This is a genomic window from Streptomyces sp. NPDC041068 (assembly GCF_040647455.1).
GTDB lineage: Bacteria > Actinomycetota > Actinomycetes > Streptomycetales > Streptomycetaceae > Streptomyces.
Map to the genome: position 1 here is coordinate 47371 of NZ_JBEZCG010000018.1, position 13170 is coordinate 60540.

A 13170-nucleotide genomic window follows, 5' to 3' on the forward strand; every position below is an offset into this window, starting at 1 on the left:
TCGGGGAAGCTGGGGCGCACGTCGGGCATGTCGGGACGGACCCGGATCAGGTACGTCGGGACGGACCCGTATCGTCGCAACGCCGAGAGTAGGACGTCGTTACGTCGGAACGCAACCGTATCGTCGTGACGTTCTATGCTGTCCGCATGACGACGAGCAGGCCACAGGGTGAACAGGCGAGCCGGTCCTCGGGCGGACAGCCGCACCGCAGGGCCCCCGCCGGAGCCGCCGTGCTCCGCGAGGACGTGACCGAGGCCATCCGGGCAGCCGTCTTCGAAGAGCTCGCCTCCGTCGGCTACGCCCGCATGTCCATCGAGGGCATCGCCCGCCGCGCGGGTGTCGGCAAGACCGCGGTCTACCGCCGCTGGCGCTCCAAGCTGCAGCTCGTGCTCGACCTGGTGTCGGCGATAGCGGTGCAGGGGCTGCCGGCGCCGGACACCGGGTCCCTGGAGGGCGACCTGCGGCTGCTGTACGAGGTGACGTCACGGGCGCTTCGGCACCCCGTGGCCTCGCAGGTGATCCCCGATCTGCAGGCCGAGGCGGCCCGCAACCCCGAGATCGCCGAAGCCCTGCAGAAGGCGCTGCGCGAGGGGCAGTACGGGGTGGCCAGCGGCATCGTGCGGGCCGCCGTCGCGCGCGGTGAGATGCGGGAGGGCGCCGACGAGGACCTCGCGCTCGACCTGGTGTCGGGGCCGCTCTACTGGCGCTCCGTGGTGGTGCGGGCCGAGCTGCCCAAGGGGTACCTGGGCAGGCTCGCGGCGGCTACGGCTGCGGGGCTTCGGGCGCTCTGAGGCGCTCTGGGGTGGGCGGTCGGGCGGCGGCGGGCGGCGGGTCAGGCGTCGCGGCGGCGTGTCAGGTAAATCGTCACGCCCGTGCCGAGCGCCAGGACGCCCGTGCCGACGCTGATCAGGGCCTGCTGCGCGCCGTCGAAGACGAAGCTCGTGGAGACATTGACGGCGAGGGCTATGAGAAGCACGGTCCAGAGCAGGGCCTTCATGACAGGGGCCTTTCGGGTCGGGCGGACGAGATGTCCGATCGGGATGACGGTCCGGTGTCTCCGTTCCGTGTGATCAACGATGTCATCGTCTTCCGGCGCGTACGAGAGAGCTCTCTCCCCGGGCGAGGGTGTAGCGCACTCCACCATGGGTCCGGGAGGCCGCCCGCTCTCGGCCGTCCGCGCCGTGACCTAGCCTTTCCGCATGAAGGAGACGGTGCGGCGCGCGGGGCTCGCCACGGCGCAGTTGGGTAAGGGCGCCGGGCTCGCTCTCCTCTCGTACCTCTTCATGGGGCTGATCCTGTTCACCGCCGTCGTCACCCTCCTCGTGGTCGGCGCCTCCGTGCTGCCCGAGACCGTGCTGCTGCTGCGCAGGACCGCCGGCTGCAAACGGCGGCTCGTCGCGGGCTGGACGGGCGAGCCGGTGCCCGAGGCGTATCTGCCGCTCACCGGGGGCGTCCGCGACCGCGTGAGCGCCGCCGTCCAGGACCCGAGCACGTGGCGCGATCTGCGGTGGCTCTTCGTCCACTTCGTCTACGGCTGGATCCTTCTGTACGTGGCGCTGCCGCTGTGGGCCGTGGGCGTGCTCGTCGACGGGGTGTGGTGCGGGCTGCTCGGGCGCCGTGCCGTGGTCCTTCCTCTGATCGGCCGCCTCGCCGACCTCGACGCCCGCTGGTCCCGCCCGCTGCTGCTGCCCTCGCCTGAGGCGCAGCGCACCGCGGATCTCGCCGAGCGCGTCGAGGAGCTCACCGTCACGCGGGCCGGCGCCGTCGCCGCGCACGGTGCCGAACTGCGGCGCATCGAGCGTGACTTGCACGACGGCACGCAGGCGCGGCTCGTCTCCCTCTCGATGCGGGTCGGGCTCGCGCGGCGTGCGTACGACAAGGATCCCGAGGCCGCGAAGAAGCTGCTCGACGACGCGCAGGACCAGGTCGAGGAGGCGCTGACCGAGCTACGCCACGTCGTGCGCGGCATCCATCCGCCGATCCTCACCGACCGCGGACTCGTGGGGGCCGTGCGGGCGTTGGCCGCCAGCAGCGGGCTCGATGTGACGGTGCGCGAGGACGGGGTGGAGTCGGATTCGGGGCCGCGGGCTCCGGCCGCCGTGGAGGCCGCCGCGTACTTCGTCGTGGCCGAGGCCTTGACCAACGCCGCCAAGCACAGCGGGTCCGAGCGGGCCTTCGTGGAACTTTCCCGGGTGGGAAGGGTGTTGAGGGTCGCGGTACGTGACGAGGGGCGGGGCGGGGCCGATGACGCGGGTGGCAGCGGGCTGCTCGGCATGCGGCGCCGGGTCGCGGCGCTCGACGGGACCGTGGAGGTGTCGAGCCCTGCCGGAGGGCCGACCGTGATCGAAGTGGAGCTGCCGTGCGCGTGGTGATCGCCGAGGACAACGCCTTGCTGCGGGAAGGGGTGGTGCTGCTGCTCACCTCCGCGGGGCACGAGGTGGTGGCGGTCGCCGCCAGCGGGCCCGAGGTGCTGCCCGCGCTGCTCGAACATCGGCCGGACGCCGCGGTGTTGGACGTGCGGATGCCGCCGGGGTTCAGGGACGAGGGGCTGCGGGCGGCGCTTGCGGCGCGGGCGGAGATTCCGGGTCTTCCGGTGCTCGTCCTGTCGCAATACGTCGAGGAGACGTACGCCGCCGAGCTGTTGGGCGGGGGTGCGAGCGGCGTCGGTTATCTGCTCAAGGACCGGGTGGGGCGCGTCGACGAGTTCCTGGACGCGCTGGAGCGGGTGGCCGCGGGCGGCACGGCGCTGGACCCGGAGGTCGTGACGGAGCTGCTGACGCGGCGGCGGGACGATCCGCTGGACTCGCTGACGCCGCGCGAGCGGGAGGTGCTGCAACTGATGGCGGAGGGCCGCGACAACGCGACGATCGCCTCGACGCTGGTGGTCTCGGACCGCGCGGTCAGCAAACACATCGGCAACGTCTTCGTGAAGCTGGGGCTGCCGCCGAGCGACAGCGGGCATCGGAGGGTGCTGGCGGTGCTGGCGTACTTGAACCGGGGCTAGGGCGGTGCTGCGCTGAGGTCTGCGGCTGGGGGCGGCTGTGGGGCGGCTGTAGGGCGGTTGTGGGGCGGGGCCGCGGGGGTATGTCCGTACTCGCCATCTTTGTTGCGGGGCTTTGTTGCTGCGGCTGGGGCAAGCGTTGTGCTCGGTGCTCCGTGCGCACATACCCCCACGTCCCCTCAGGTGCGTACGCGGCTGCGGGCCGTCTCAGCCTCCCGTCAGGAGGGCGTTCGTCAGGGCGTGGAGGCGCCTTGCCTCCGGGAGTGCGAAGTCCGGGCCGGTGACGTCCAGCGGGGTGTCCAGGGCGTACGCGCTGAGTCCTGGCGCAGGCGGGGCGTCCAGGACGTGGAGGAGGGGGAGGACCGCCTCGCTCACCGGCGGTGCCGAGCGCCGCATCGCCTCGACATGGGCGAGGACATCGGGTGCGTACTCCCCGGAGAAGCTCGTGCTGACCGTCCCCGGGTTGTGCAGCACGTACCGCACCTTCGAGCCGGGCCGCCCCGCCGCGTAGCCGACCCCGAGCAGGTCGTTGAGGCGGCCGCCCTGCCCGAGCGCGAGGCCCCCGTCGTAGTGCCGGGCGAGTTGCAGGTCCTCCCAGAAGATCCGGCCTCCGCCCCCGGGCCCGGCGACGTTGAGGACGACCGGGGTGTCGGCGGCCTCCAGCAGGTCCGTCAGGCCGTGGCTCAGGACGAAGCGGCTCAGGTAGAAGTGCGCGAGCGTGTTCTCGAAACCCTCCGCCGTGACGAGGCGCGTCGAGCGGAAGTGCCGGGCGCACAGCACCAGTGCGTCGATCTTCGTGAGGGTGGCGCTGAGCGTGTCCATCACCGCTCTCGTCTCCGACAGCAGGCTCAGGTCCGCCCGGACGAAGTGCGCCCGGTCCGCCGCGCCGTGCCGCCGGGCATGGGTCAGCCATGCCTCGCCCTTCTCCGCGTTGCGTCCCACGACCGCCACCTCCTGACCCCGCTCCAGGTACGTGCGGGCAACGGCCTTGCCCAGGCCGTCCGTTCCGCCGGTGATGACGTATGTCTTCTTGGTTGTGGTGGTCGCAGTCGTAGTGGTCGTAGTTGTGGTGGTCGCGGTCTTGGTGGTCACAGGAACCTCGACGCGATCTTCTCGGGGGTGACGTGGACGGTGACGAGTTCGGGGAGCACGGCCGCCACTTCGGGGTTGTGCTCCGCGTACGTCAAGTCCGTGTACTTGAGGGACAGTTCGTCCATGCGGGCCCGGCTGCCCGCGCTCTCCAGGCGCGCCGTTCCCGTGATCACCGCGTATCCGTACGGCTCGTCCGGCGGGTTGACCGTCACGCTCAGACGCGGGTCGCGCCGCAGGTTGCGGATCTTGACCTTGTCCACGCCCGTCACGAAGAACAGGTCGTCGCCGTCCCGCCCCACCCACACCACCGACTGGTGCGGACTGCCGTCAGGGCGCAGGGTCGCCACGGTCACGAAGATCTTCGCGTCGAGGGCGTCTTTCAGCTTGGGCGACAGGGGTGTCGCTGTGGGGCTGGGGGTGCTGCTCATCGCACGGCCTCCCTGGGGGATTTCAATTAAGTGCACCAAGTCTGTGACATTTGCATGGTGAGATGCAATAGGTGTGTGGCGGGTGGTGGCTCGGGGTGTCGCGTCCCGCGTATGCTCCCGGCACGATGAGAGCCGACGCCGCACGCAATCTGGACGCCGTCCTGCAGACCGGCGCACGCCTTCTGGCGCGGGACCCCGCCACGAGCATCGCGGCGATCGCGGCCGCCGCCGGCGTCGACCGGCGCACCGTGTACCGCCGCTTCGAGACCCGCGAGGCCCTGATGGCCGCCGTCTACGTGGCCAAGCTCGACGCCTGCGAGGCGGTCGTCGCCGAGGCGCGGCTCGACGAGGCGCCGGTGGCCGTGGCCCTGCACCGGTACGCGGAGGGCATCATCGCCATCAGCCGCCGGTGGCCGGTGGACGTGGGGCAGGTGCGGGACGAGGCAGGGGTCGAACGGCTGCGCCTGCTGATCGAGCGGCTCGACGCCTTCATGGCCCGCGCGGTGCGCGAGGATGCCCTGCGTCCCGGGCTCCCGGACCGCTGGGCCCGCTCCCTGCTGATCCACCTCACCAACCTCGCCTCGCACGAGATGCCGGAGCTGAGCCCGGCCCAGGGCGCCGACATGGTCAGTCAGTCCCTGTTCTCGGGGCTGGGGCCGGGTTCGGGGTCGGGGTCGGGTGTCGAGAGCAAGGGCTGACCTCTCTTTGCGCGTCTTTACGCGCTGAACCGCAGCGGATGGCGGCCCCGCAGCACCCGCCGGGCCGGTATCACCGTTCCCGCCGCCGTCGTCGCCGCGACCACCGTCACGATCAGTGCCGCCTGCCCCGCCGCGAGGTGCGGCAAGGAGTGCGCCATCGCCAGGCTGAAGGCGAGCAGCGGCAGTGCCGCGACCGCCGCGCCGACCACCAGGCCCGTCAGTGCCGTGGCCGCCGCCTCCAGGCGCAGCATGTGCCGCAGTTGGCGTCGGCCCGCCCCGGCGAGGCGGAGCAGGCAGAGCTCGGGGCGCCGCCCGATGGTGATGAGGGTCAGCGTGCTCAGGACGGCGATCACCGTGAAGCCGCCGACCGCGCCCAGTGCCGCCACGGTCACCACCTCGCCCAGCGCCTGGTCCTCCGGTTCGAGCCGCTCGGGAGGCGGGTCCGCCGTCACCCTCGCTCCGGGGGCGGCGTCGCGCAGGGCCCGGGATGTGGTGCCGGTCGCGGCCACCAGGATGCGGTTCGCTGTGGGTGAGGACGTGTGCCGCAGGAGCTCGCTCTGCGCGAACAGGAGGGGGCCCAGGGCCAGTTCGCGGTCGTACGTGGCCACGACCCTGAGCCGTGACTCCACTCCGTCCCCGAAGCGCACCGTCACCGTCGAGCCGGGGCCGGCGTCCAGGGAGCGCGCCTGGTCCCGGCCCAACGCCACCGTGCCGGGGCGCAGTTCGTCGATGTCGCCCTCGCGGACGCCGGGGTCCAGCGTCTTCGCCAGGCCCTCGGGGGTGACTCCGAGCACCGGCAGGCGGTCCAGGCGGGGCGAGCCCGTCTCCCGTCGGGCCAGGACCACCGTGCTGTGGGTGATGGCCGTCGCTGCCTGAACTCCGGGGGACCTCCTGATGCGTTCGAGGGTGCCCGCGGGCAGGCCGCCGGACGCCGTCACCGCATAGTCCGCCCGTGCCGCATCGCGCGCCTGGTCGCCCGCGGCGTGCGTCATCGTCGCCCCCGCGGAGAGCTGCACCGCGATGAACGCCGTGACCAGGATGATCGGGGTGAGCGCCGCCCCCAGACGGCGGGCGGACGCCGTGCAGTTGGCCGCCGCCAGATGGCCGCCCGCGCCGCCGAACCTGCGCAGCGGCGCGCCGAGCACCCGCATCGCGCCCTCGGCGATCCACGGGCCGAGGAGCGCGCAGCCGATCACCAGGACCACCGCGGCCGCACCGGCCGCGGCAGCCGCCGCCTGGCCGTTCTGGAGGGTGGCGGTGCCCGCCGAGCTCGCGCCGATGAACAGCAGTACCAGCCCCGTGATCCGGCGGCCCTTGCCGGGGGCGGACTCGCGCAGCGCCTCCGAGGGACGCACCTTCGCCGTCCGCGCGCACGCGATCAGCGCGGCCGCGCGGGCGATCAGGAGGGTCAGGCCCGCCGTGACCGACGGCGTCGGCAACAGCCAGGTGGGGAGCGGGAGTTCAAGGCCCGGCGGCAGCGCGCCCCGGGCGTCGAGCAGTGCGCGCAGGCCCAGGAAGGCGGGGACCGCAGCCACCGCCCCCGTCAGCGCGGCCGCCGCGGCGACCCTGCCGACCTCGCGTCCCACCGCGCTCCGCAACTGCCGCGGCGTCGCGCCGACCGCCCGCAACAGGCCCAGCTCGCGGGAGCGTTGCTGGAGCGCCTGCACCACCGTCGACGCCACGACGAGCAGGGCGATCAGCACGACCGTCGCGGTCACGGAGCCGAGCAGCGCCAGCATGCCCGCCCGCGCGGGAGCCGCGGCGAGGAACTCGGCGTCGCCGCGCCCGTCTCCGGTGAGGACGCGAAGCCGCGCGCCGTCCCCGTCCGCGCGGTGTCCCACGCTGCGGTGGCCCGCCTTGTCCAAGGCCTGCCGCACGCGCGCGTACAGGGTCGCCGTGCTCGTTCCGGGGTCCGCCGTCACGCCGATCGCCGCCACCGAGCCGGGGCGGCCGGCCAGGCGCTGTGCCTCCGTGGAGGTGAAGTAGGCGGCGGCGCGCGGGCCTTGGGGCACTCCGGTCACCCTGTACGTCGCCGTTGCGCCGGCCACGCGCAGAGCGATCCGGTCCCCGACGCGCGCCGTGCCCTCGCCCACCACGACCTCGGACGACCGCTCGGGCGCGGTCCCGTCCCGGAGGGCGTACGAGCCTAACCGGGCCGCCTCCCAAGGGCGTCCGGTCGCCGCGTCGCCCCCGTCGTCCCCGACACCCACCGTGAACACCTCGTCGGCGACCGCCGCGAGGACCCCGGGGACCTCGCGCACGGTCTTCAGCGCGGCCCGCGGGACCCGTACGCGCTCGGTGAGCCCCGCCGTCGCCGTCTCGGGTTCGCTGCCCCACGGCTTGGCCGTGTAGCGGGTGTTCTGGTCGCCGGAGACGACGAGGTCGGCGGCGGCGTAGCGCTCCACGCGCGCGTGCCCGAGCCCGGCCGAGGAGAGCGCCAGGCCGAACGCGCCGAGCAGGAGGGAGGTCAGTGTGAGCGCGGCGAAGACCGCCGCCCAGGCCTTGCGGTGCGTCCGCGCGGCGCGCGCGGCGAGCAGCTTCATGACGTTCACGCGGGCGTCGCTCATGCCGCTCGCCGCCCCAACGTCCGCATGATGTCGTGCACTTGAGCGGCGTCGGGATGGAGGAGGCGGGTGGCGATCCGGCCCACGGCGAGGAGCAGCGCCTCGTCCGCCCAGGCCGCCGCGGCCGGGTCGTGGGTCACCATCACCACGGTGTGCCCGTCCCGGTCGACGGCCTGCCGCAGCAGGGCGAGCACGTCCTGCGCGGTGGCCGGGTCGAGGGCGCCGGTCGGCTCGTCGGCGAAGACGACCTCGGGCGAGGTGACCAGGGCACGGGCGACGGCGACGCTCCCCCAGTGCCTGAAGGGCCTGGGGGGACCCCCTGCTGCTGGCCTCCGGAGAGTTCCGCGGGGCGGTCGCCCGCGCGCTCCGCGAGCCCCACGGCGGCCAGGGCGTGACGCGCCCGCTCCTCGCCCGGGGTGCCCGCGAGGAGCAGCGGCAGCGAGACGTTCTCCAGGACGCTCAGCGAGGGCACGAGATTGTGCGCCTGGAACACGAAGCCGACGCGCTCGCGGCGCAGCCGGGTCAGGGCCGCCTCGCCGAGCGGGCCGATGTCGACGCCGCCGATCCGCACGGCCCCGGTCGTCGGCCTGTCGAGGCCCGCCGCGCACCGCAGCGGTGTCGACTTGCCGGATCCGGAGGGACCCATGACGGCAAGGAACCGGCCGCGCTCCACGGCGAGGTCGACGGGTTCGAGCGCGGTCACGCCCCGCCGGTAGGACCTGCCGACCCCGTCGAGCGTGAGCGCGTCGGGCGTGGCCACCCGCTCGGCGGTCACCGCCCCTGAACCCCGTCGCCTGAACATCCGTACGCCCTCTCCGTGGCCGTCACACCCGCGGTGACTGTCCCTGAGAACGCTAGAAATGCCAGGTCACAGGGGCGAGGGAGTACGGTCCCGAACGGGGGGTGGAGCCTGCTGCACCCCCAGGAGGCCGCGCACGAAGGACCTCAGACGCGCGCCGCCTCCGGATGCAGCCGCACCCAGCCCGCCCACGCCGACGCGACCATCTCGCGCACGTCGTGCTTGGCGGACCAGCCGAGCTCCGTGGCGATGCGGTCGGCGGCGGCCACCACACGGGCCGGGTCGCCGGGGCGGCGGTCCGTGACCTCGGCGGGGATGTCGTACCCCGTGACCTCGTTGATCAGGTCCGTCATCTCGCGGACCGAAACGCCCTCGCCGCGGCCGATGTTGAGGGTCAGGTCGGTGCCGGGCGCGGCGGACGCGAGCCTGCGGGCCGTCGCCACATGGGCCTCGGCGATGTCGACGACGTGGATGTAGTCGCGTACGCAGGTGCCGTCGGGGGTGTCGTAGTCCGCGCCGAAGATGCGGGGGGCCTCGCCGGCGGTGAGCTTCTCGAAGACCATCGGGACGAGGTTGAAGACGCCGGTGTCCGCGAGCTCGGGCGAGGCGGCGCCCGCCACGTTGAAGTAGCGCAGGGACGCCGTGGACACGCCGTGCGCCCGGCCCACCGCGCGGATCAGCCACTCGCCGGCCAGCTTCGTCTCGCCGTACGGGCTCATGGGCAGGCACGGCGTCTCCTCGGTGACGAGGTCGACGTCGGGCATGCCGTACACCGAGGCGGAGGAGGAGAAGACGACGTGGGCGATGCCCGAGGCGACCGCCGCGTCGAGCAGGACGCGCAGGCCCTCCACGTTCTCGCGGTAGTAGTGCAGCGGGCGCTCCACCGACTCGCCGACCTGCTTCTTGCCGGCCAGGTGCACGATGCCGGTGACCGCGTGCTCCTCGAAGGTGCGCGCGAGCAGGTCGCCGTCCAGGACCGAGCCGACGACCAGCGGTACGCCCTCGGGGAGGCGTTCGACGATGCCGCTGGACAGGTCGTCGTAGACCACCACCTGCTCGCCCGCCTGCGTCATGGCACGGACGACATGCGCCCCGATGTATCCGGCGCCGCCGGTGATCAGCCAGGTCATGGGTCGTCTTGTCCCGTCTTGTCGCGAGTGTGTTCGTGGACGTGCAGTGTCGCAGAGGCGGCGTGAGGGTCGCGTCAGCGGATCAGCCGGGTCAGCCGCCGCTTCGCGACCCCGGCCACGCCCCGCACACCGGGGGCGAGCCGCACCGAGAGGTTCCCGGCCTGGGTGCGGTACGGCTGGACGAGGAGCAGCCCGCGCCGCCTGCTCGGCACCACCGTGCGGCGAAGGAGGCCGGGCCCTGCGACGGCCTGCGCGGTCGTGTCGCGGGCCGTCCCGTCGTCGAAGTGGAGCCGCAGCCGTACGTCCCACACGCCGCCGTCCAGCGAGCCGAGGTCGAGCAGGACCGTCGCGACCCAGGTCTCGCCGGGGCGCTCGGCGCTGAACGCGGCCGTCCTGCGCAGGCTCGGCCGGTCGCCGTGGCGGTGGATCAGCTCGACGTCGACCGTGGCGGGACCGGCGTCCGCCACCCGTCCGTACAGCTCGCGCAGCCGCAGCGTGAGCCGCGTCCCGCCCGCCTGCGGGCGCAGCTCGCCGTCGACCGCGATGGGCAGCAGCCGCAAGGGGCGGACGAGCAGGTGCTCCAGGGTGACCTGGGGGAGGTCGTCGGCCCAGATGGGGGTGGCGTCGGCCGCCCGCGGGTACGGCGGCGCGAGCCGCGCCGGGCGCGCCGCCACCTGCTTCAGGCGCGTCAGGTCGCGGGGCTCCTCGGAGGCGAGGATCACGCGCGCGATGACGCGCCCGGGGGCGGGCGCCGCGTCGAGGTCGGCGTCGTCGAACGTCGCCAGGTACGCGCGCGTGAGGGCCCACCACTGGCGCTGGTACTCCTTGCCGCGCGCGGTCAGCTCACGGGTGTACATGCGCAGGCCGTGCTCGATGAACTTGGCGCGGGCCGCCCGCGCGAGCCGCTTGCCGCCGGTGCCGCGCGCGTCCCGCAGGATCTCCACGGACTGGCGGTGCGCCTCCATGCGGGCCTCCCAGTTGGCGATCCCCGAGCGGTCCAGGGAGATCGACAGCTTGGCGGCGGCGCGGCGCACGTGCCAGACGTAGACCGTGTCGGGGACGAGCGCGATGCGGGGCGCGGCGGCGAGGACCCGCGCGGTGAAGACGAAGTCCTCGTAAATGAAGCGGCCTTCGGGGAAGCGGATGCCGTGCTCGCGCAGGAAGTCCGTGCGGTAGAGCTTGTTGACGCAGAGCGTGTCGTGGACGAGACGGGTGCGCAGCTCGGGGCGGGCGACGAGCTGCGCCTTGCGGTAGAGCTCGGGCTGCCAGGGCACCTCGCGCCCGGAGGGCAGCTCGCGGCGCACGCACAGTCCGGACGCGACCTGCGCGCCGTGCCTGCGCGCGGCGGCGAGCAGCGCGTCGACGGCGCCGGGCGGCAGCACGTCGTCGCTGTCGAGGAACATCACGTACGCGCACGAGGCGGCGTCGATCCCGTCGTTGCGGGGCGTGCCGCAGCCGCCGCTGTTGGCCGTGCGGCGCACGACCTTCACGCGCGGGTCCGTGGCGGCGAGGGCGGCGAGGACGTCGGCGCTGTCGTCCGTCGAGCAGTCGTCGACGGCGATCACTTCGTGGACGACGGGCCCCTGGGCGAGCGCGGAGCGCACCGCGTCGGCGACGTGGGCCGCGTCGTTGTAGCCGATCACGACGACGGAGACCTGGACAGGCGGCTGGGGCAGGATGCGTTCCACAGGGGAAATTTTAGGGGCTTCCAGTAATTATCCGACTAAGGGGGCTTTCGTGGGCACGGCACGAGGTGTCAATCCTCGGTGAAAGTGGGCTAATAGCACAAACTCGCACCATGCAGGTCAAGGTGCCCACCGCTGCCCGCGCAGCCGCCGCGCGCGTTCCCGCGCTCCTCACCGCTCCCGTTCTCACCGCCCCCGTACTCGCCGCACTGGTTCCCGCCCTGGTCATGCTCGTCCTCGGCCTGTGGGGCCTGGAGCGCGGCACGGTCTGGCGCGACGAAGGAGCCACCCTCCAGGTCGCCCGGCGCTCGCTCCCCGAGATCTGGCACCTGCTCCACCACGTCGACGCGGTGCACGGCCTCTACTACGTCCTCATGCACGCCCTGCTCCCCGTCGACCCGGGCGAGTTCGCGCTGCGCCTGCCCTCGGTGCTCGCCGCTTCGGCCGCCGCCGCGCTCGTCGCCGCCCTCGGCACCCGGCTCGCGCGCCCGCGCGTCGGCCTGTGGGCCGGACTGCTGTACGCGGTGACGCCGATGGCGGGGCACTACGCGCAGGAGGGGCGTTCGTACGCGCTCGTCGCCGCCGGGGCCGCACTCGCCACGCTGCTCCTGACGCGGGCGGTCGACCGGCCGGAGCGCCCGTCCGCCTGGTGCGCCTACGCGGCGGCCGCCGTCGGCACCGCGCTGCTGCACGAACTCGCCGCCCTGCTGCTCCTCGCCCACGCGGCGACGCTGCTCCTGTCCCGCGCGCCGCGCACCGTGTGGCGGGCCTGGGCGCTCGCCGCGGGCGCGGTCTGTGTCCTGCTCCTGCCGCTGCTCCTCGTCTCCGGCGGGCAGTCCGCGCAGGTGTCGTGGCTGGTGGCGCCGGACGGCGCGGCGGCCGACCGGCTGCTGCGCTCCTTCGCGGGGCCGACGTCGCTCGTCCTCGTCGGCCAGCTGCTGCTCGCGGTCCTCGCGCTGCGGCGGCCGTGGCGCCGTGGCGGGCGCCTCGCGCTGCCCGCCGTGGCGCTGCCGCTGCTCGTGCTGCCGCCCGCCGTGCTCTTCGCCGTCTCGCAGGGGTGGCCGCTCTACCACGACCGTTACGTGCTCTTCGCCCTCGCGGGCCTGCCGCTGCTCGTGGCGGCGGGCGCGGACCGGGCGGTGCGGGGACTCGGCCGACTGCCCCGGCCCGGACTCGGCCGACTGCCCGGGCCAGGCTTGGGCCGACTGCCCCGGCCAGGCTTCGCGCGCCCCCGGGGTGCCGTCGCCGTCGTCGGTGCCGTCGCCGTCGGCCTCACCCTGTGGTGGCAGCTTCCGCTGCACCGCGTGGACCGCGCCGTCGGGCACGGCAGGGAGGACCCCGCAGCCGCGTCCACCGTCGCGGCGCGGGCTCTGCGCCCCGGCGACCCCGTCCTGTTCCTGCCCGCCATCGCCCGGCGCGTCGCCCTCGTCTACCCCGACGGCTTCCGGGGCGGCAGGGACCTCGCGCTCGCCGCGTCGCCCGCCGCGTCGGGGACGCTGTACGGAGTGGAGGCGGACCCCGCCGAACTGCGCCGCAGGCTCGCCTCCGTGGACCGGATCTGGGTCGTGGCCGAGCCGTCCACGCTGCGTCACAGCCGGGAGTACGCCGTCCGCGGAGGGCTCTGGGCGGGAAGCGCCGACGAGGCCAAACTCGCCGTCCTGGACAGGGAGTTCACCGCCCGCACCCTCCACAAGGTGCCGGGCGCCACTCTGCGGCTCTACGTCCGCCGCTGACCTGGCCCGTTGCCACGTCCGCCGCTGCCCCGCACCGCTC

Annotated in this window: 11 protein-coding genes and 1 pseudogene; 5 read left to right on the forward strand and 7 right to left on the reverse strand. The window is 73.9% G+C overall.

What is annotated here, in order from left to right; all coding sequences use genetic code 11:
* Positions 1-146 precede the first annotated feature (146 nt).
* Positions 147-791 carry a TetR/AcrR family transcriptional regulator gene (locus AB0B50_RS34515; RefSeq protein ID WP_362339771.1) on the forward strand — a complete coding sequence of 215 codons (645 nt, stop codon included), beginning with the start codon at positions 147-149 and terminating at the stop codon, positions 789-791.
* Positions 792-832: 41 nt separating this feature from the next.
* On the opposite strand, the gene AB0B50_RS34520 is transcribed toward AB0B50_RS34515, so the two are convergent.
* Positions 833-997: a hypothetical protein gene (locus tag AB0B50_RS34520; protein WP_362339772.1), complete on the reverse strand. Its 165-nt coding sequence runs from the start codon at positions 995-997 to the stop codon at positions 833-835.
* 202 nt (positions 998-1199) lie between these two features.
* On the opposite strand from AB0B50_RS34520, the gene AB0B50_RS34525 reads away from it, so the two are divergent.
* Both AB0B50_RS34525 and AB0B50_RS34530 read left to right on the forward strand, forming a co-directional pair.
* The gene (locus AB0B50_RS34525; RefSeq protein ID WP_362339773.1) at positions 1200-2372 is read left to right on the forward strand and encodes a histidine kinase; all 1173 of its coding nucleotides are present in this window, start codon (positions 1200-1202) and stop codon (positions 2370-2372) included.
* Positions 2360-3004: a response regulator transcription factor gene (locus AB0B50_RS34530; protein WP_362339774.1), complete on the forward strand. Its 645-nt coding sequence runs from the start codon at positions 2360-2362 to the stop codon at positions 3002-3004. The genes AB0B50_RS34525 and AB0B50_RS34530 overlap by 13 nt, the downstream gene beginning before the upstream one ends.
* Before the next feature lie 204 nt (positions 3005-3208).
* Here the strand turns inward: AB0B50_RS34530 and AB0B50_RS34535 are convergent, their stop codons facing one another.
* Both AB0B50_RS34535 and AB0B50_RS34540 read right to left on the reverse strand, forming a co-directional pair.
* A complete protein-coding gene (locus AB0B50_RS34535) occupies positions 3209-4093 on the reverse strand; it encodes an SDR family NAD(P)-dependent oxidoreductase (protein ID WP_362339775.1) in 885 nt (294 codons plus the stop codon).
* Positions 4090-4521, reverse strand: coding sequence for a PPOX class F420-dependent oxidoreductase (locus tag AB0B50_RS34540; RefSeq protein ID WP_362339776.1), 432 nt, complete (start codon positions 4519-4521; stop codon positions 4090-4092). The genes AB0B50_RS34535 and AB0B50_RS34540 overlap by 4 nt, the downstream gene beginning before the upstream one ends.
* A gap of 125 nt (positions 4522-4646) precedes the next feature.
* On the opposite strand from AB0B50_RS34540, the gene AB0B50_RS34545 reads away from it, so the two are divergent.
* Positions 4647-5219: a TetR family transcriptional regulator gene (locus tag AB0B50_RS34545; RefSeq protein WP_362339777.1), complete on the forward strand. Its 573-nt coding sequence runs from the start codon at positions 4647-4649 to the stop codon at positions 5217-5219.
* Positions 5220-5236: 17 nt separating this feature from the next.
* Here AB0B50_RS34545 and AB0B50_RS34550 read toward each other — a convergent pair whose 3' ends face one another.
* The 4 genes and pseudogenes from AB0B50_RS34550 to AB0B50_RS34565 form a co-directional block, all read right to left on the reverse strand.
* A complete protein-coding gene (locus AB0B50_RS34550; protein WP_362339778.1) occupies positions 5237-7786 on the reverse strand; it encodes an FtsX-like permease family protein in 2550 nt (849 codons plus the stop codon).
* A pseudogene (locus AB0B50_RS34555) lies at positions 7783-8585 on the reverse strand (ABC transporter ATP-binding protein). Before AB0B50_RS34555 ends, AB0B50_RS34550 begins: the two are co-directional and overlap by 4 nt.
* A 143-nt stretch (positions 8586-8728) precedes the next feature.
* On the reverse strand, positions 8729-9712 hold the full coding sequence (galE, locus tag AB0B50_RS34560) for a UDP-glucose 4-epimerase GalE (protein ID WP_362339779.1): 984 nt from the start codon (positions 9710-9712) through the stop codon (positions 8729-8731).
* A gap of 74 nt (positions 9713-9786) precedes the next feature.
* The gene (locus tag AB0B50_RS34565) at positions 9787-11400 is read right to left on the reverse strand and encodes a glycosyltransferase family A protein (protein WP_362339780.1); all 1614 of its coding nucleotides are present in this window, start codon (positions 11398-11400) and stop codon (positions 9787-9789) included.
* A gap of 110 nt (positions 11401-11510) precedes the next feature.
* On the opposite strand from AB0B50_RS34565, the gene AB0B50_RS34570 reads away from it, so the two are divergent.
* A complete protein-coding gene (locus AB0B50_RS34570) occupies positions 11511-13130 on the forward strand; it encodes a glycosyltransferase family 39 protein (RefSeq protein WP_362339781.1) in 1620 nt (539 codons plus the stop codon).
* The last annotated feature ends 40 nt before the right edge of the window (positions 13131-13170 follow it).

Excerpts from the sequence above, each read along its gene's own strand:
- AB0B50_RS34550 (WP_362339778.1), bottom strand. The coding sequence starts at position 7,786 with ATGAGCGACGCCCGCGTGAACGTCATGAAGCTGCTCGCCGCGCGCGCC.
- galE (WP_362339779.1), bottom strand. The coding sequence starts at position 9,712 with ATGACCTGGCTGATCACCGGCGGCGCCGGATACATCGGGGCGCATGTC.
- AB0B50_RS34515 (WP_362339771.1), top strand. The coding sequence starts at position 147 with ATGACGACGAGCAGGCCACAGGGTGAACAGGCGAGCCGGTCCTCGGGC.
- AB0B50_RS34570 (WP_362339781.1), top strand. The coding sequence starts at position 11,511 with ATGCAGGTCAAGGTGCCCACCGCTGCCCGCGCAGCCGCCGCGCGCGTT.
- AB0B50_RS34520 (WP_362339772.1), bottom strand. The coding sequence starts at position 997 with ATGAAGGCCCTGCTCTGGACCGTGCTTCTCATAGCCCTCGCCGTCAAT.
- AB0B50_RS34540 (WP_362339776.1), bottom strand. The coding sequence starts at position 4,521 with ATGAGCAGCACCCCCAGCCCCACAGCGACACCCCTGTCGCCCAAGCTG.
- AB0B50_RS34525 (WP_362339773.1), top strand. The coding sequence starts at position 1,200 with ATGAAGGAGACGGTGCGGCGCGCGGGGCTCGCCACGGCGCAGTTGGGT.
- AB0B50_RS34545 (WP_362339777.1), top strand. The coding sequence starts at position 4,647 with ATGAGAGCCGACGCCGCACGCAATCTGGACGCCGTCCTGCAGACCGGC.